Below are 18193 nucleotides of genomic sequence, written 5' to 3' on the forward strand. Positions count from 1 at the left end.
CGGACGTGAGCCGCCCGGCGGGCCGGTCAGCGCATCAGCACCCCGGCGGACTCCGCCGCCGCCGGTGACACCACCGCGACCAGACCGGTCTCCACTCCGCCGGCCAGCAGCCGGTGCGCCGGCAGCACCCGGACCGTGTAGCCGAACGGCCCGGCCCGGTCCAGCTCCAGGGTGCCCTCGTAACTCCAGCGGCCGTCCAGATCCGGGCCGCCGGCCGGCTTGAGCGGGGTGCGCCGGGCGTCGCTGATCCGGTCGTCCTCGCCGACCCGGCCGGAGACCACCTGCACCTCCACATCGCCCGGCGCCAGGCCGCCGAGCGCGACCCGCGCCCGCAGCGGCAGGGCCGCCCCCAGCTCCGCCGCGCCCTCCGCGGCCCCGCCGGGCCCGACGGCCTCCACATGGTCGACCGCGACCTGGGGCCAGGCCCGGCGCACCCGGGCCTTCCACTCCGCCAGCTCCCGAGCGGCGCCCGGGTCCAGGGCGCGATGGGCCCGCGCCGCCGGGGCGTAGAGGTGCTCGACGTATTCGCGGACCATCCGGTCGGCGAGCAGCTTCGGGCCGAGGGCGGTGAGGGTGCGGCGGACCATCCCGATCCAGCGTTCCGGCTCGCCGGCCGCGTTCCGCTCGTAGAAGCACGGCGCGATCTGCCGCTCCAGCACGTCGTAGAGCGCCGCGGCCTCCAGGTCGTCGCGTCGATCGGGATCCGTCGCGGCGCCGTCGGCGGTCGGGATGGCCCAGCCGAAGTCCGGTTCGTACCACTCGTCCCACCAGCCGTCGCGCACCGAGAGATTGAGGCAGCCGTTGAGCGCGGCCTTCATCCCGGAGGTGCCGCACGCCTCCAGCGGGCGCAGCGGGTTGTTCAGCCAGACGTCGCAGCCGGGGTAGAGGGTGCGGGCCATCGCCATGCCGTAGTCGGGCAGGAAGACGATCCGGTGCCGCACCCGGGGGTCGTCGGCGAACCGCACCAGCTCCTGGATGAGGCGCTTGCCGCTGTCGTCGGCGGGGTGCGCCTTGCCCGCGACCAGCAGCTGCACCGGCCGCTCGGGGTGGAGCAGCAGCTCGGTGAGCCGGTCCGGGTCGCGCAGCATCAGGGTGAGCCGCTTGTAGGAGGGGACGCGGCGGGCGAAGCCGACGGTGAGGACGTCTTCGTCCAGGACGGTGTCGATCCAGCCGAGTTCCGCCGCGCTCGCGCCGCGCTGCCGCCATGCGGCGTACAGCCGGGCGCGCGCCTGCTCCACCAGCCGGGCGCGCAGGGTGCGGCGCAGCGCCCAGATCTCGGAGTCGGTCGGGCCGGCCTCGGGGAGCCGGGTCACCTCGGGGGCGACCCAGGTGGGGGCGTGCACGCCGTTGGTGATGGAGGTGATGGGCACCTCCCGCGGGTCGAAGCCCGGCCACAGGCCCGCGAACATCTCCCGGCTGACCTGCCCGTGGAGGGTGGAGACGCCGTTGGCGCGCTGGGCGAGGCGCAGTCCCATCACGGCCATGTTGAACAGGTCGGGCCGCCCCTCCGGCCAGGTCTCGGTGCCCAGCGCCAGCACCCGCTCCGGGGGGATGCCGGGCAGTTCCCCGTCGTCGGCGAAGTGCCGGGCGACCAGGTTGCGGTCGAACCGGTCGATCCCGGCCGGGACCGGGGTGTGGGTGGTGAACACCGTCCCGCCCCGCACCGCCTCCAGGGCGGCGTCGAAGCCGGTGCCGTCGGCGATGAGTTCACGGATCCGCTCCAGGCCGAGGAAGCCGGCGTGGCCCTCGTTGGTGTGGAACGCCTCCGGGGCCGGATGGCCGGTCAGCCGGCAGTAGGCGCGCACCGCGCGGACGCCGCCGATGCCCAGCAGCATCTCCTGGAGCAGCCGGTGCTCGCTGCCGCCGCCGTAGAGCCGGTCGGTGACCGAGCGCTCGCCGGGCGCGTTCTCCTCCACGTCGGAGTCGAGCAGCAGCAGCGGGACCCGGCCCACCCTGGCCTGCCAGACCCGGGCGCGCAGCAGTCTGCCGCCGGGCAGCGCGAGGCTGATCTGGGCGGTGTGCCCGTCCGCCTCGCGGAGCAGCTCCAGCGGCAGCTCGTGCGGGTCGAGGACGGGGTAGTGCTCGCGCTGCCAGCCCTCGCGGGTGAGGCTCTGCCGGAAGTAGCCGTGGCGGTAGAGCAGGCCCACGCCGATGAGCGGTACGCCGAGGTCGCTGGCGGCCTTGAGGTGGTCTCCGGCGAGGATGCCCAGGCCGCCGGAGTACTGGGGCAGGGCGGCGGTGATGCCGAACTCCGGCGAGAAGTAGGCGACGGCCGCGGGGAGTCGGGTCTCGGCGTCACCGTCCCGCCGGCCCTGCCGCTGGTACCAGCGCGGGCCGGTGAGGTAGTCGCGCAGTTCCTCGGTGGCGGCGGTGAGGCGGGCCAGGAAGGAGTCGTCGGCGGCCAGGGCGGCCAGCCGCTCGGCGGGGACGGTGCCCAGCAGCCGCACCGGGTCGCCGCCGGTGGCCTGCCAGCTCTCGGGATCGGCGGCGCGGAAGAGTTCGCGGGTCTCGGGGTGCCAGGACCAGCGCAGGTTGTGCGCGAGATCGCTGAGGGGTCGTAGGGGTTCGGGAAGGACGGGGCGCACGGTGAATCGACGAATGGCCTTCACGCTTCGACGTTAGCGGCGGATGTCGGCGGCACTCCGCCGATTCGCCCGCCGCCGCGGATTCCACCCGCCGGGCGGCACCCGATCCGGGCACCCGCGCGCCGGGCCGGGCGGGAAATCCAGCCCGTCCGGCGATTGAGGACACAAGAGCCCGATTGTGGCCCCGGTCACTGTGGGAAGGCTTCCTTCCTGCACCCCCCATGGCCCACCTCATCCGCCCACCAGAGTGAACGCGGACAGGAGCAGTCATGCCCGCAACCGGTCGACAGCCAGCGGAGCAGATACAAAGGACAAACGCCTTCAAAGACCATAAACCCGCGACGCCGCCAGGTGATCCCATGATCGGACGTATCCCCGTCCTGGACATCCGCCCGCTCATCGACTGCGGGCGCCGCCCCGCCAAGGCGGTGGTCGGCGAAACCTTCGAGGTCAGCGCCACCGTGTTCCGAGAAGGCCATGACGCGATCGGGGCCAATGTCGTCCTGCGCGACCCGGCCGGCCGCTCGGGGCCGTGGACGCCGATGCGCGAGCTCGCCCCCGGCACGGACCGCTGGGGCGCGGACATCACCCCCACCGCCGAGGGCCACTGGACGTACACCGTGGAGGCGTGGAGCGATCCGGTCACCACCTGGCGGCACCACGCCGAGGTGAAGATCGGGGCGGACCACGACATCGAGCTGGTGCTGGAGGAGGGCGCCCGGCTGCATGAGCAGGCCGCGTCCGGGGTGCCCAAGAACGACGGCCGGGAGGCGGTACTGCGCGCCGTCGACGCGCTGCGCGACGAGCGGCGCGCCCCCGCGGACCGGCTGACGACCGCTCTCGCCGCCGACGTGGTCACCGCCCTGGACCGGTATCCGCTGCGCGAACTGGTCACCGCCTCACGGCCGCTGCCGCTGCGGGTGGAGCGGGAGCGCGCGCTGTACGGCGCCTGGTACGAGTTCTTCCCGCGCTCCGAGGGGGCGGTGGTCGAGGAGGGCGCGCCGCCGGTCAGCGGCACTTTCCGCACCGCCGCCGAGCGGCTGCCGGCCATCGCCTCGATGGGCTTCGACGTGGTCTACCTGCCGCCGATCCACCCCATCGGCACCGCCTTCCGCAAGGGCCCCAACAACTCCCTGACCGCCGGCCCGCACGACGTCGGGGTGCCGTGGGCGATCGGCTCGGCCGAGGGCGGCCACGACGCGATCCACCCGGATCTGGGCACCCTGGCGGACTTCGACCGCTTCGTGACCCGGGCGCGCGAGCTGCGGATGGAGGTGGCACTGGACTTCGCGCTCCAGTGCTCGCCGGACCACCCGTGGGTCTCCAAGCACCCGGAGTGGTTCCACCACCGCGCCGACGGCACCATCGCGTACGCCGAGAACCCGCCCAAGAAGTACCAGGACATCTACCCCATCGCGTTCGACACCGACTTCCGCGGCATCGTGCGCGAGACGGAGCGGGTGCTGCGCTTCTGGATGGAGCACGGGGTGCGGATCTTCCGGGTCGACAACCCGCACACCAAGCCGGTGGTCTTCTGGGAGAAGGTGATCGGCGACATCAACCGCACCGACCCGGACGTGATCTTCCTCGCCGAGGCGTTCACCCGGCCCGCGATGATGCACACCCTGGCCGCCGTCGGCTTCCAGCAGTCCTACACCTACTTCACCTGGCGTAACACCAAGCAGGAGCTGACGGACTATCTGCGGGAGCTGACCGGAGACGCGGCCTCGTACATGCGGCCCAATTTCTTCGTGAACACCCCGGACATCCTCCACGCCCACCTCCAGGAGGGCGGGCGGCCCGCGTTCGAGTCCCGCGCGGTGCTGGCCGCCACCCTCTCCCCCACCTGGGGCGTGTACGCGGGGTACGAGCTGTGCGAGAACACGCCGCTGCGGCCGGGCAGCGAGGAGTACCTCGACTCGGAGAAGTACCAGCTCCGGCCGCGCGACTGGGCCGCCGCCGAGCGCGAGGGCCGCACCATCGCGCCGCTGATCACCCGGCTCAACCGGATCCGGCGGCACCACCCGGCGCTCCACCGGCTGCGCGGACTCCACTTCCACCGCGTCGACAACGACGCCGTGATCGCCTACTCCAGGCGCGTCAGCGACCCCCGCGAGGACTGCGTGCTGACCGTGGTGAACCTCGACCCCCACCACACCCAGGAGGCGACGGTCTCGTTGGACATGCCGGAACTCGGCCTCGACGGCTGCGAATCCTTCCCGGTGCGCGATGAGCTCACCGGCGAGACCTATCACTGGGGCAGTGACAACTACGTGCGCCTCGATCCGAGCCGTGAGCCGGCTCCGGCGCATGTGCTGTCGCTGCGACCGTCCTCACAGATCGGAGGGTCACCCACACCATGACCGTCAATGAGCCCGTCCCGGACACGTTCGAGGACACCCCCGCCAAGGACCGGGACCCCGAGTGGTTCAAACGCGCTGTCTTCTACGAAGTGCTGGTGCGCTCCTTCCAGGACAGCAACGGGGACGGCATCGGCGACCTCAAGGGGCTCACCGCCAAGCTGGACTATCTGCAGTGGCTGGGCGTCGACTGCCTGTGGCTGCCGCCGTTCTTCGCCTCGCCGCTGCGGGACGGCGGCTACGACGTCTCGGACTACACCGCCGTGCTCCCGGAGTTCGGGGACCTGGCGGACTTCGTGGAGTTCGTGGACGCGGCCCACCAGCGGGGCATGCGGGTCATCATCGACTTCGTCATGAACCACACCAGCGACCAGCATCCGTGGTTCCAGGAATCCCGCAGCGACCCCGAGGGCCCCTACGGGGACTACTACGTCTGGGCGGACGACGACAAGCAGTACTCGGACGCCCGCATCATCTTCGTCGACACCGAGGCCTCCAACTGGACCTTCGACCCGGTGCGCAAGCAGTACTACTGGCACCGCTTCTTCTCCCACCAGCCGGACCTGAACTTCGAGAACCCGGCGGTCCAGGAGGAGGTGCTGGCCGCCCTGCGCTTCTGGCTGGACCTGGGCATCGACGGCTTCCGGCTGGACGCCGTGCCCTACCTCTACGCCGAGGAGGGCACCAACTGCGAGAACCTCCCGCGCACCCACCAGCTGCTCAAGCGGGTGCGCGCCGAGATCGACGCCCATTACCCCGACACCGTGCTGCTGGCCGAGGCCAACCAGTGGCCGGAGGACGTCGTCGACTACTTCGGCGACTTCCACAAGGGCGGCGACGAGTGCCACATGGCCTTCCACTTCCCGGTGATGCCGCGCATCTTCATGGCGGTGCGCCGCGAGTCCCGCTACCCGGTCTCGGAGATCCTGGCCAAGACCCCGGCCATTCCCTCCGGCTGCCAGTGGGGCATCTTCCTGCGCAACCACGACGAGCTGACGCTGGAGATGGTCACCGACGAAGAGCGCGACTACATGTACGCGGAGTACGCCAAGGACCCGCGGATGCGCGCCAACATCGGCATCCGGCGGCGGCTGGCCCCGCTGCTGGACAACGACCGCAACCAGATCGAGCTGTTCACCGCGCTGCTGCTCTCCCTGCCCGGCTCGCCGATCCTCTACTACGGCGACGAGATCGGCATGGGCGACAACATCTGGCTGGGTGACCGGGACGCGGTCCGCACCCCCATGCAGTGGACGCCGGACCGGAACGCCGGCTTCTCCTCCTGCGACCCGGGCCGGCTGTACCTGCCGACCATCATGGACCCGGTCTACGGCTACCAGGTCACCAACGTCGAGGCCGCGATGTCCTCGCCGTCCTCCCTTCTGCACTGGACCCGGCGGATGATCGAGATCCGCAAGCAGAACCCGGCCTTCGGACTGGGCAGCTACACCGAGCTGCCGTCCAGCAACCCTGCGGTGCTCGCCTTCCTGCGGGAGACCCCCGCGACGGACGGCGGACCGGACGACCTGGTCCTGTGCGTCAACAACTTCTCGCGCTTCGCCCAGCCCACCGAGCTGGACCTGCGCGCCTACAACGGCCGGCACCCGGTCGAGCTGATCGGCGGCGTCCGCTTCCCCGCCATCGGCGAACTGCCGTACCTGCTCACCCTCGCGGGCCACGGCTTCTACTGGTTCCGGCTGCGCGGCCCCGAGCACCCCGCCGGCCGCACCACCCCGAACCGGGGGCAGGCCCGGACGGAGCCCGGCGGAGGCCACAGCCCCGCGGGCGCCGGGTGGGGGAACCCCCGGACGGAGTCCGGCGGAGGCCACCGCCCCGCCGACACCCCGAACGGCCACCGCCCCGCAGGCACCCCGAACGGCCACCGGCCCGCGGGCGCCGGGTGGGGGAACCCCCGGACGGAGTCCGGCGGAGGCCACCGCCCCGCCGACACCCCGAACGGCCACCGCCCCGCAGGCACCCCGAACGGCCACCGGCCCGCAGGCGCCGCGTGGGGGCACCCCCGGACGGAGTCCGGGGGAGGCCACAGCCCCGCCGAATCGGCCGCTAACTGACCCGCCGTCACCCGGCCGGCCCAGCCGTCCCGCCCGTACGCGTCCATCCCAGACGCGTACGGGCGTTTTCCGCACCGGGTCCCCTGGGCAGCCTCCCCGTACCACCGCACGGGCCGAGCGCATCGCGTACCACCGCAACGGCGCCGCCACCACGGCACCCGCCACGGGGTCGCCGTACGGACGATCCTCGCCCGCCTTACCCGGACTCCGTCCGGGGGTACCCCCACCGCGCCGTCGCACAGCTAATGCCACAATCCGGGACACTTTGTCCTATCTGTCGTGTGCCCCGGGGAAAGGACGCGACGCCATGCCGGAAGCTCCCTTCGCCCGGAGGACAGCGCACCCCTGGACGGTCGCGCCACGGGCCATGGGCGCGCATGCCCATGGTCCGACCGGGCTACTGCCGTCCCTCGCACCGCTGCTCGCCGAATGGCTGCCGAGGCAGCGCTGGTTCGCGGGAAAGGGCCGCCCGGTCACCGGCTTCACCCTCGTCTCCGCGACCGAGCTGCTGCCCTGCCCCGCGGGCGGCGCCACGCCGGGCCTGCTCCATCTGCTCGTCCGGGCCAAGCAGCCCGGCTCGCCGGCGGGAGAGCCGTCCGCCGACTGCTACCAGCTGCTGCTGGGCGTACGGGCCACCCTGCCGCCGCCGCTCGCCCCCGCCCTGATCGGCCGGCCGGCCGGCGGCCCGCTGCACGGCCACATCGTCTACGAGGCACTGTGCGATCCCCGGCTCGCCGCGGTGCTGCTGGAGCGGCTGCGGGTCCCCGGGCGGCTCGGGCCGCTGCTCTTCGTGCGCGAGCCGTCGACGACCATCCCCGCCGTGCTCCCCCCACGGCTGGTCACCGCCGAGCAGTCCAACTCCTCGGTCATCTTCGGCGAGACGTACATCCTCAAGGTGTTCCGCCGGGTCAGTCCCGGGGTCAACCCCGATCTGGAACTGCCGCTGGCCCTGGCCCGCACCGGATGCTCCCGGGTGCCCTCCCCCACCGCGTGGTTCGAGACCGCCCCGGCCGAGGGGGACGCGCCCTTCACCCTCGGCGTGCTCCAGCCGTATCTGGCCGGGTCCACCGACGGCTGGCAGCTGGCGCTGAGCGCGCTCTCCCACCGCGCCGACTTCACCGCCGCCGCGCACGCGCTCGGCCGGGCCACCGCCGAGGTGCACCTGGCCATGGCGAACGCCCTGCCCACCGCCGTACTGCGCCGGCCCCAGATCGAGCATCTGGCCGCCGCGATGTCCGCGCGCCTGGACGCCGCCGCCTCCGCCGTGCCCGCCCTGCACCCCTACCGCGCCCGGCTGCGCACCGCCTTCGACGACCTCGCGGCCCTCGGCCGGGCCGGGCGCACCTGGGCCGCCCAGCGCATCCACGGCGATCTCCATCTGGGGCAGGTGCTGCGGACGGCCGACGACGCGCCCTGGTCGCTCATCGACTTCGAGGGCGAGCCGTCCCGGCCGCTGGTCGAGCGCCGCCGCCCGCAGCCCACCGTCCGCGACATCGCGGGCATGCTCCGCTCCTTCGACTACGCCGCCGCGGTGGCCGGCCGCGACGCGGCACTCCGCTCCGCCGGCCCGGGGACGGCGGGCCGGCGGTCCTCCCCCGGCGCGGCGGCGCCCGGGGACCTGCGGCCGGGGCGCGAGGCGAGGGCCGCCGGCCACCGCGGCCGAGCGGCCGGGCAGGACGGTGGCGCGGCCGGCCGCGACGGCAGGGCGAGCGGCGAGCAACCCGCCGACTGGGCCGGGGCGGGGGACGAGCGGCCCGAGGACTGGTCCAGGGCGGAGAGCGAGCGGCCCGACGACCGCACCCGGGCGAGCGGCGAACGGCCGGAAGTCCGGGCCCGGGCGGACGGCGAGCGGCCCGGGGACTGGGCCCGGACGAGCGGCGAACGGCCCGAGGACTGGGCGCGGCTGAACCGGGCCGCGTACTGCGCGGGCTACGCCGCGGCCTCCGGCGCCGACCCCCGCGACGAGCCGGAGCTGCTGCGCGCGTACGAGACGGACAAGGCCGTCTACGAGGTGCTCTACGAGGCGCGGCACCGCCCCGACTGGCTGTCCGTCCCCATGTCCGCGATCCGCCGCCTGTCGGGTGTCACCCGTCCGGCGCAGGACCGCTGAACCGTTCCGCCACCCCCGCTGACCTGATCCCCCGTCACCCGTCCGGCCCACCGCAGCACCCCGTCCCGGGCCCCCACCGCCCGCACTGCCCGCTCCGTCCGCACCGCCCGCACCGCCCGTTCCGCACCCCCGCGACCGCCCCCGCCTTCCGACCGGGGCCCAAGGAGGACCTTTCCGTGACCGCACGACCGCCGTCCCCCGACCCGCACGGCGAGCCCCGTCCCGAGCGGGAACACCCGCCCCGCCGCTCCTCGTACACCCAGCCGCCCTCCCCCCGGGCCCCCCGCCTCCCCGGCGAGGAGCTGACCCCGCTGCCCGGCCCCCCACCCGCCGCACCCTCACCCGGGACCGGCACCCCGACCCCCCGCCCCGCCGAAGCCCGCCCGGCCCCGCCGACCACACCGCGCCCGGCCCCACCCGTGTCCGCGTCCGCCACCACTCCCGCCGCACCGCCGGACGCCGCGCCGCCTATGTCCGAGGCCGCCACCGGACGCGCGGCCGGCCACCCTGGCACCACCACCGCCGTACCCCCAGCCGGCCGCCCGGGCGCCACCACCGCCGCGCCCCCGGCCGGGCGCACCGGCAGCCCGGCCACGCCGCACGTCACGCCGCCCGCCGCGTCTTCCGGCGGCACCACGGCCCAGTCCGCGGCCCGTCCCGCCGAGGCCCGCACGGCCCCGCAGACCGAACCCCGTACGGTCCCGCCCCGGGAGGCCGCCATCGCCCCGCCCGACGACGCTCGGCGGAGCGGGTACGGAGGCACCGGGCGGGGCGCCGCCGCCTCCGTACCCGCACCCCCACCCGCCGCCGACGGCCCGGCACGGCCACCCGCCACTGCCCCCACCGCACCGCCGCCCGCCCGCGAGGGCCACGCGCGCCCGCCCGCCGCCGAACCCCCCACCCGCCAGGGTGACCACGCACGCCCATCCGCCACCGAAGCCCCCGGCGGCCAGGCGCGGTCCGCCGCCACCGGCCACCCCCTCGAGACGCGGGCCGCAGGCCACGACGCGCCGCCGCTGCACCCCGGCGACCGGCAGCGGCTGCTGGACGGCTCGCACCACGATCCCCACGGCCACCTGGGCGCCCACGCGCTGCCCGGCGGCGGGGTGGTCGTCCGGGTGCTGCGCCCGTTCGCCCGCTCGGTGGCGGTGACCGTCCAAGGGCGCAGGACCCGGCTCCGCTCGGAGGGCGACGGCTTCTTCACCGCCGTACTCCCGCTGCGCGAGGTCCCGGAGGACTACCGACTCCTCGTGGCCTACGACGGCGAGGAGACGGAGCTACACGACCCCTACCGCTTCCTCCCCGCCCTCGGCGACCTCGACCTGCACCTGATCAGCGAGGGCCGGCACGAGCAGCTGTGGCAGGCGCTGGGCGCGCGGCCCATGACCCACCAGGGCGTCACCGGCACCCGCTTCACCGTCTGGGCGCCGAACGCGCGCGGCGTCCGGGTCATCGGCGACTTCAACTACTGGGACGGCACCGCCTTCCCGATGCGGTCGCTGGGCCACAGCGGCGTGTGGGAGCTGTTCCTGCCCGGCATCGGCGAGGGCACGCGGTACAAGTTCGAGATCACCCGGCCGGACGGCAGCCACACCCAGCGCGCCGACCCGATGGCCCGGCGCACCGAGTGCCCACCCGCCAACGCCTCGATCGTCCACGTCTCCCACCACACCTGGCGGGACGCGGAGTGGATGGCGCGCCGCGACGGCGGCCGGGTGCACCAGTCGCCGTTCTCCGTGTACGAGGTGCACCTGCCCTCCTGGCGGCCGGGACTGAGCTACCGCCGGCTCGCCGAAGAGCTGCCCGCGTACGTCAAGGACCTGGGCTTCACCCATGTGGAGTTCATGCCGGTCGCCGAGCATCCGTTCGGCGGCTCCTGGGGCTACCAGGTCACCGGCTTCTACGCGCCCACCGCCCGCCTCGGCACCCCCGACGACTTCAAGTACCTGGTCGACGCCCTGCACCAGGCGGGGATCGGCGTCCTGGTCGACTGGGTCCCGGCACACTTCCCGCGCGACGAGTGGGCGCTGGCCGCCTTCGACGGCACCTCGCTGTACGAACACGCCGACCCCCAGCGCGCCGCGCACCCGGACTGGGGCACCCTGGAGTTCGACTACGGCCGCACCGAGGTGCGCAATTTCCTCGTCGCCAACGCCGTCTACTGGTGCCAGGAGTTCCACATCGACGGGCTGCGGGTGGACGCGGTGGCCTCGATGCTCTACCTGGACTACTCACGCGAGGACGGCGAGTGGTCGCCCAACGCGCTCGGCGGCCGGGAGGACCTGGACGCGGTCTCCTTCCTGCAGGAGATGAACGCCACCGTCTACCGCCGCTGCCCGGGCGTGGTGACCATCGCCGAGGAGTCCACCGCCTGGAACGGCGTCACCCGGGCCACCCACCACGTCGGCCCGGACGGCTTCGGCGGCCTCGGCTTCGGGCTCAAGTGGAACATGGGCTGGATGCACGACTCGCTCGGCTACGTCTCCCACGAGCCGGTGCACCGCAAGTACCACCACCACGAGATGACGTTCTCGATGGTGTACGCGTACAGCGAGAACTACGTGCTGCCGATCTCGCACGACGAGGTGGTGCACGGCAAGCAGGCCCTGGTCTCCAAGCTGCCCGGCGACTGGTGGCAGCGCCGCGCCACCCACCGCGCCTACCTCGGCTTCATGTGGGCCCACCCGGGCAAGCAGCTGCTGTTCATGGGCCAGGAGTTCGCCCAGGGCGCCGAGTGGTCGCACGAGACCGGCCCGGAGTGGTGGCTGCTGGACGACTCCTACCACTCGGCCGACGACCACCGCGGCGTACAGGACCTGGTCCGCGACCTCAACCGGCGGTACACCGCCACGCCGGCCCTGTGGCAGCGGGACACCGTGCCGGACGGCTTCGCCTGGGTCGACGGCGACGCCTGGGAGGACAACGTCTTCGCCTTCCTCCGCTTCGACGCGCAGGGCTCGCCGCTGCTGGCCGTCAGCAACTTCTCCCCCGTGGTCCGCCACGAGTACCGCGCCGGGGTGCCGGAGCGGATCGCCGCCTGGCGCGAGGTGCTCAACACCGACGCCACGGCCTACGGCGGCAGCGGCGTCACCAACCCCGACCCGCTCAAGGCCGACCGCACCCCCTGGCACGGCCGCCCCACCAGCATCCAGCTGACCCTGCCGCCGCTGGCCACGATCTGGCTCCGCCCGGCCTAGGCGACGCTGCCACCGGACGGGCCGGGCCTCGCGCCCCCGGCCCGCCCGGCGATGCCCCATGTGTCAGGGCGCGGCTACTTCGGGGTGACCCAGAGCTGCCGCTTGTTGGTGTTCGCCGCGTAGAGCTGGATCTTGGTGCCGTTGGCCGTCGAGCCGCCGGTCACGTCGAGCACCTTGCCCGAGGCGGCGTGCACGATCTGGCCCTTGGCGTTGACCGACCAGCGCTGCGACGCCCCGCCGTGGCAGTCGTAGAGACTGATCTTGTTGCCGTTGGTGCTCGCGTTGCGGTAGTCGTCCAGGCACTTGCCCAGCGCGCGGAAGGTCCCGTCCTTGCCCAGGATCCACGACTGCGTCGCCGAGCCGTTGCACGTGTAGAGCTGGATCTGCGTGCCGTTGGCGACCTTCCCGCCCTTGACGTCGAGGCACTTGCCGCCGAGCCCGGTCACCTTCCCCTGCGGAGGCACCGCCGCGCCGCCCCCCGCGGCGAGGTAGCGCAGCCCCTGCACGTCGAACTGCTGGACGTAGGTGCCAGCCCGCTTGTCGTGATAGCCGCTGTTGGTCTCCGTGCACATGACGGGCTTCTGGCCGGAGTCGCCGCCCTTGACGCAGTCCCCACGGGTCGAGCTGCGATCCGCGTGCGTCAGCCCCATCGTGTGGCCGACCTCATGGCTGATGTGGTTGCGCAGGAACGTCTCACCCCAGGATGGCGAGGGTTTGCCGTCCGCGGTGAAGAACGAGCTGTCGATGTAGGCGTGTCCGCTGGTCACGGTGGAGGGGATGGACTGGGAGTTGAACCCGCAGCTCAGGTTCTTGGTCCCCGACCCGTCGCGGACGATCTTCCACGGGCTGCCGTCCGTGGTCGGCACACACGGCCGCTTCAGCAGCCCGATGACGACCTCGCCCTTGGGCCTGGCGTAGTCCCAGCCCACCGGCTCGGTATCGACGGTGAACGGAAGGTTGGTGACGCGCCGCAGGTCCGCGACGGATGCCTTCACATAGCGGGCCAGCCAGTCCACGGACTTCTGGTCGTAGAACTTGACGGTGTAGCCGGTGGGCAGCAGCTTGCTCGCCCCTCCCGACTTCCACCCCTCGCCGTGCGGCGGCGCGGCCGCGGCCGTCTTCCGAGGGGATGCCGCCTTCAGCGACATCACGCCGTTCTCGAAGGTCGTCCCGTCGACGTCGGAGGTACCGAAGTCCGCGGCGTGCGGGTCGGAACCGGTCGCCGGCGCCCCTGCCGGCGCTCCTGCCGGGTGGTGCGCGGACGCCGGCGCCTTGTCGTCGGAGCCGAACGCACTGGGCGTGAGCTGCACGGCGGCCGCGACACCCGCCGCGGCGCACGCGGCAAGGATGGATACGCGACGCTTACGCGTCAGACGATGCTTGGCTGTGAATCGCAAGTCCCCGTTGGCCTTTCGCAGAAAGAAGGCATATCGACCCCGGTCGCTCACCAGTTCGGGAGCCCGGGGGCGAATCGATCATAGGGGAGATGCTTTCGGGGGCGATCGATTGATGCGCCGCAGTCGCCGCGCCTCGCCGGGCCCTTGAAAGGGGACGCACACTGCGTGACCTTTCACGTCGCAAAGTGACGATCCCTGCTGGGGCGGACGTGGGACCGGGTGCCGGGTGAGTGGGCGACGCGCCATAATCGGTGCCATGGCTGAGCCCGCACCGATGTCCTCTCCGCCTGCCGCCGCCGTGCTGCGCGCGCGGTATGAGGGCCGCCTGCCCGACTCGCTCGACGAACTCGCCGGCCCCGTGTGTGGTCAGGTCGAGCTGCCACTGCACGTTGCCTGGTCGGGTCTGCGTACGTACGACCTGGACCGACCCCGGCAGCGTATGAGCCTGTACCGGACGGTCCTGGCCGAAGGCCAGCGCGATGATCTGGTCGCCCTGCTCGACCGGGAGCTATTGATCGCCCAGTGGCCCGTCCTGCGCAAGCTGGTCAGCAGGCACATCCGCCAGGTGTGGGAAGACGCCTTCCCCTCGCTCGCCAGTCGCGTGTCGGCCGCGGCGTGAATCTCAGCGACCTCCACCGGCGGCTCCTGGCCGACGTCCTCGCCATCGGCAGCCCCTACCCGCTGGTCATCACCGGGGGATACGCCGTCCAGGCCCACGGACTGGTCGACCGCCTCAGCCAGGATCTGGACGTCGCCACCGAGAACCCCGCCCCCATGGCAGACATCGCCGATGAACTGCGGCAGGGCCTGACTCAACGAGGCTGGCGTGTAACCGTGATCAGTGTGGACCCGCTCTCCGCACGACTGGTGGCCACCGATCCCCGCACCGGTGAGGACTGCGAGGTGGACATCCTCAAGGAGAACCTCTGGTCAAAGCCGGCCCAGACCGAGCACGGTCCCGTTCTGGCTCTCGACGACGTCATCGGCACCAAGGTCCGTGCCCTGGCCGACCGCGGGGCCGTGCGGGACTTCATCGACGTGCACGCCGCCGCCGACTTTCGTACCACCAACGACCTCGAACGCCTCGGTGAGCGCCATGGCCGCGACGAGTTCCGCCTCCAGGATCTCCGCGACCGCCTCGCGGGCGTCGAGTGGTACGACGACGAGGAATTCACCGCCTACGGTCTTACGTCCGACCAGACTGAGGGGCTGCGCACCTGGGCCCAGCAGTGGGCGAGCGACCTCGACGAGCGGCTGAGCGCAGACACCTACGAGGACTACGACGCCTGACCCACGGATCAGGCTGCCGGGAACTCGCCGCGTTTGATGGCCGAGACGAAGGAGGTCCAGCCGCTCGGGGAGAAGACCAGCGCCGGGCCGTCGGGGTCCTTGGAGTCGCGGACCGGGACGACGCCGGAGGGTATGAGGTCGCGGGAGTACTCGACGCACTGCCCGCCGTCGCCGCCGCTGTAGGACGACTTGGTCCAGGCGAAGGTGCGGGAGAACTCGATGCACTGGCCCCCGTTGCCTTCGCTGTAGGACGACTTAACCCATGCGGCAGCGGACAGATCCAGGTCGGGGATCATGCGCGGTACTCCTTCAGCAGAGTCTTGATCAGGACCAGTGATTGATCCGGGGCCAACGCATGCGCCCTGAGCAGATCGTAGTCATGCAGAGCAGCGTCGACCGTTTGTGCGGAGTCGTGCATCCTGCCTCCTACCCGAGTCTCCGTGTACAACACGGTCGGAGAATCCGGGAACCGCAACACGGTGAAAGGCAGCGTCGAGGTGGCCGGGACACCTGCCGAGTACGGCATGACCTGGAGCTCGACTTGCGGTGAGGCGGCAGTCTCCAGCAGGTACGCAAGTTGTCCAGCCATGACCTCGGCGCCACCGACGACGGTTCGCAGACACGCCTCATGCAGGATGACCCACAGGTGCGGTGGGGGATTTCGCTCGAACACCTCACGTCGTCGTAGCCGTGCGGCGACCTTGTCCTCAATACCCTCCGCACTTGCCTGGGGGTTGGATACGCGGAAGACGGTCCGCGCGTAGTGCTCTGTCTGGAGCATGCCCATCAGCAGGTTCGTCGAGTGGTCCAGGATGCGCGATGCCTTTCGCTCCAGGTTGAGGTACGGGACGAACCACGACGGATGGTCCCCCTCATCGATCCTGCGAAGCATTCCCGCGAATAGCCCGTTCGTCCCGAACGCCAGGTCACAGCCCTCCGCGAACTTCTCGCTGGGGCGCACTTTGCCGGACTCCACCATGCTCACGTACGCCTCGGAATAGCCCGTGGCCTTGCCCAGGTGCTTCTGCGTGAGCTTGCGGCCTAGCCGTACCTGCCTGACGTCCATACCGAACCGCTGGAGTGGGTTGAAGTGCTCGGGCGGGGTCATCTCGTCCAAAGCCGTGACCTCTCGTCATGTGCGCGCGGTCAGCATCGCGGCAGGTCATCAACTTCAGCCCTGCCATTGAAGAGCCGCCATTCTACGGGCCGTTGCGTTCTCCTGGTGAGCAATCGACTACATCCGGTGCCCATCTGGAGGTGGCGACATGAGCGCCCAGGACGAGCCACACCCTGACCCCGACGAAGCCCCGACCCCCGAGGAACTGCTTGACGCGTGGGCGGACGAACTCACCGCCCGCATCCATGAGCACCAGGCCCTCCTGGGGCGCCGCCGTGACTGAGCCGCCGATCATCATCAAGGGCTCGGAGTGGATCCTGAGCCCGGAGACCGCCGAGGGTGCGCCGGGGGCGATCTACGGCGCGGAGTGCATGTTCTGCGACGCGACCTCCGGCCTGGTCGACGACGACGCTCGGCCCATCGAGGTGTGGGCCATCGAGCACACGCGAACGGTGCCGACGCACCGGCAGTACCTCGTCACCGTCCAGAAGCACTGGCGCGTCGACCCCAACCCGGAACGCCACGCGCTCGGCGCCGTGCTCGCCGTGCCCGAGGCGGCCACGGACGATCGCCACCCGGGAGGTCGGGCCCACGCTCGGCCCGGACCGTTACGCCGCGTCGCGGCGGCGGCCAGACGCTTGGCCCGCCGGGTCAGGCTCCTCGCCGGGCCGCTGTTCCTCCTCGCGGTGGTCGGATCGTGCGGCGTCACCGTCTGGACCGCCGTCACCACGAGCTGACCCACCACGCCACGACAGACGGTTTCCGGCCGATTTCCGGGCGTCAATGAAGTGCCCGTTCCGCCTTGCCTCCGGCATGAGCAAACGCTCCCGCGGGGCGGGAACTCGCCCCGCGGGCTGGCTTGTTCGGTGCCACGCGCCATTGCCGGGGAGACAGGCCACGGTCACGCTCGCACAACGTGCCTGCGTTTCAGCCATCCCCCACAGAGGCCATCCGACGAGCTACGGAGCGCCCATGACCACCATCAGCTGGAGCGAGGTTCCTCCCACCGTCCACATACCGCCGCTGTGGTGTCCGATCCCCCACACGCTGCATCCGAAAGCCGAGGGCGCGGACGCCCGCCTCTTCGCCTGGGCGAGGCGGTTCGATCTGGTCCGTGGCGGGCCCGCCGCCGAGCGGTTCCGCGCGGCCGGGTACGGCCACTTCTGCAGCGCTGTCTATCCCCGGGTCGTACGCCTGGACCTGATGTCCCAGTGGTGCGCCTTCAACTGGATCATCGACGACCTGCTGGACGAGGGGCACATCCGGACCACCCACGAGGAGCGGGTGCGGGTCTGCCGCGAGGTGCTGGGGCAGATGCCGGTGAACCTGCGGGCGCCCCGCGCCACCAGCCCGCTCACGGCGGCCGCCGCCGATCTGTGGCAGCGCACCGCACGGCCGATGACCGCCGCCTGGCGCAGACGGTTCCGAGCACACTGGGCGGACTACGCCGGGCAGTCGATGCTGGAGCGGGCGCCCGAGCGGCAGGGCGGCGGGGCGCCGTGGGCCTCGCGCTACACCCAGCTGCGGCGGCGCCGGATCTCCTCGGGCTGCGAGATGAGCTTCGACCTGGTCGAGGCCGGGAGCTTCCGCGAGGTGCCGGAGGAAGTGGTCTCGGCGGATGTGTACGAAGCGGTGCGCGCCGCGGCCTCTGACGCCATCGCCTGGACCAACGACCTCTACTCCATCGCCAAGGAGACGGCCCGCGGCGACCGCGACCACCTGGTGCCGTTCCTGGCCCGAACCGGCTCCGCGGGGTGGGACGGGGCGCTGGCCGACGCGGCGGGGATGATCAAGGAGGCCACGGTGGACTTCCTGCTGGCCTGCCGTGATCTGCGAGGGCTGAGAGCCGTGTTCGGGCTGGGCGACGCGGACTGGGCAGCGGTGGAGGAATCGCTGCGGGATCTCGGGGACTGGATCGCGGGCAGCCTGTACTGGCACCGCTGGTCGCCGCGGTACTCGGTGGTGGAGACGACCGCCCGCGGACAGGCGCCGAGCTACCTGGAGACGCATCTGGCCTGATGGGCGCGGGCAGCGCGCCGGACGCGGACGGGTGTTCAACACATCG

At 72.3% G+C, this 18193-nt stretch carries 12 protein-coding genes and 1 pseudogene; 9 read left to right on the forward strand and 4 right to left on the reverse strand.

The features are described from left to right. Positions 1–26: 26 nt before the first annotated feature. A complete protein-coding gene (gene glgP / locus AC4BDD_RS08140) occupies positions 27–2609 on the reverse strand; it encodes an alpha-glucan family phosphorylase (RefSeq protein ID WP_490690297.1) in 2583 nt (860 codons plus the stop codon). Positions 2610–2944: 335 nt separating this feature from the next. Between glgP and AC4BDD_RS08145 the strand changes: the two genes are divergently transcribed. The 4 genes and pseudogenes from AC4BDD_RS08145 (at position 2945) to glgB (ending at position 12324) form a co-directional block, all read left to right on the forward strand. After that, on the forward strand, positions 2945–4948 hold the full coding sequence (locus AC4BDD_RS08145; protein ID WP_490690298.1) for an alpha-1,4-glucan--maltose-1-phosphate maltosyltransferase: 2004 nt from the start codon (positions 2945–2947) through the stop codon (positions 4946–4948). Continuing rightward, a pseudogene (gene treS, locus AC4BDD_RS08150) lies at positions 4945–6657 on the forward strand (maltose alpha-D-glucosyltransferase); the annotation flags it as partial. The gene AC4BDD_RS08145 and the pseudogene treS, both read left to right, overlap by 4 nt. A gap of 667 nt (positions 6658–7324) precedes the next feature. Further along, positions 7325–9127: a maltokinase N-terminal cap-like domain-containing protein gene (locus tag AC4BDD_RS08155; protein WP_490690299.1), complete on the forward strand. Its 1803-nt coding sequence runs from the start codon at positions 7325–7327 to the stop codon at positions 9125–9127. Between the two features lie 176 nt (positions 9128–9303). After that, positions 9304–12324, forward strand: coding sequence for a 1,4-alpha-glucan branching enzyme (gene glgB, locus AC4BDD_RS08160; protein ID WP_490690300.1), 3021 nt, complete (start codon positions 9304–9306; stop codon positions 12322–12324). A 74-nt stretch (positions 12325–12398) separates the two neighbouring features. Here glgB and AC4BDD_RS08165 read toward each other — a convergent pair whose 3' ends face one another. Continuing rightward, entirely contained in the window at positions 12399–13634 is a 1236-nt protein-coding gene (locus tag AC4BDD_RS08165; RefSeq protein ID WP_490690301.1) for a ricin-type beta-trefoil lectin domain protein, read from the reverse strand. Between the two features lie 343 nt (positions 13635–13977). Here AC4BDD_RS08165 and AC4BDD_RS08170 point away from each other — a divergent pair, with 343 nt between their 5' ends. Beyond that, positions 13978–14340: a hypothetical protein gene (locus AC4BDD_RS08170; protein ID WP_490690302.1), complete on the forward strand. Its 363-nt coding sequence runs from the start codon at positions 13978–13980 to the stop codon at positions 14338–14340. Further along, positions 14337–15011, forward strand: a complete 675-nt coding sequence (locus AC4BDD_RS08175) for a nucleotidyl transferase AbiEii/AbiGii toxin family protein (RefSeq protein WP_490690303.1) — start codon at positions 14337–14339, stop codon at positions 15009–15011. Before AC4BDD_RS08170 ends, AC4BDD_RS08175 begins: the two co-directional genes overlap by 4 nt. 8 nt (positions 15012–15019) lie before the next feature. Here the strand turns inward: AC4BDD_RS08175 and AC4BDD_RS08180 are convergent, their stop codons facing one another. Continuing rightward, complete coding sequence (locus AC4BDD_RS08180) at positions 15020–15307, reverse strand: DUF397 domain-containing protein (RefSeq protein ID WP_490690304.1); 288 nt, start codon at positions 15305–15307, stop codon at positions 15020–15022. Continuing rightward, positions 15304–16128: a helix-turn-helix domain-containing protein gene (locus AC4BDD_RS08185; RefSeq protein WP_490690305.1), complete on the reverse strand. Its 825-nt coding sequence runs from the start codon at positions 16126–16128 to the stop codon at positions 15304–15306. The genes AC4BDD_RS08180 and AC4BDD_RS08185 overlap by 4 nt, the downstream gene beginning before the upstream one ends. Positions 16129–16276: 148 nt before the next feature. On the opposite strand from AC4BDD_RS08185, the gene AC4BDD_RS08190 reads away from it, so the two are divergent. From AC4BDD_RS08190 to AC4BDD_RS08200, 3 genes are all read left to right on the forward strand, one after another. Continuing rightward, entirely contained in the window at positions 16277–16411 is a 135-nt protein-coding gene (locus AC4BDD_RS08190; protein WP_490690306.1) for a hypothetical protein, read from the forward strand. Further along, a complete protein-coding gene (locus tag AC4BDD_RS08195; RefSeq protein ID WP_490690307.1) occupies positions 16404–16865 on the forward strand; it encodes a DUF7848 domain-containing protein in 462 nt (153 codons plus the stop codon). Before AC4BDD_RS08190 ends, AC4BDD_RS08195 begins: the two co-directional genes overlap by 8 nt. A gap of 235 nt (positions 16866–17100) precedes the next feature. Beyond that, positions 17101–18147: a terpene synthase family protein gene (locus AC4BDD_RS08200; RefSeq protein WP_490690308.1), complete on the forward strand. Its 1047-nt coding sequence runs from the start codon at positions 17101–17103 to the stop codon at positions 18145–18147. Positions 18148–18193: the final 46 nt, after the last annotated feature.

It is taken from the genome of Streptomyces sp. JLBT605 (assembly GCF_058215555.1).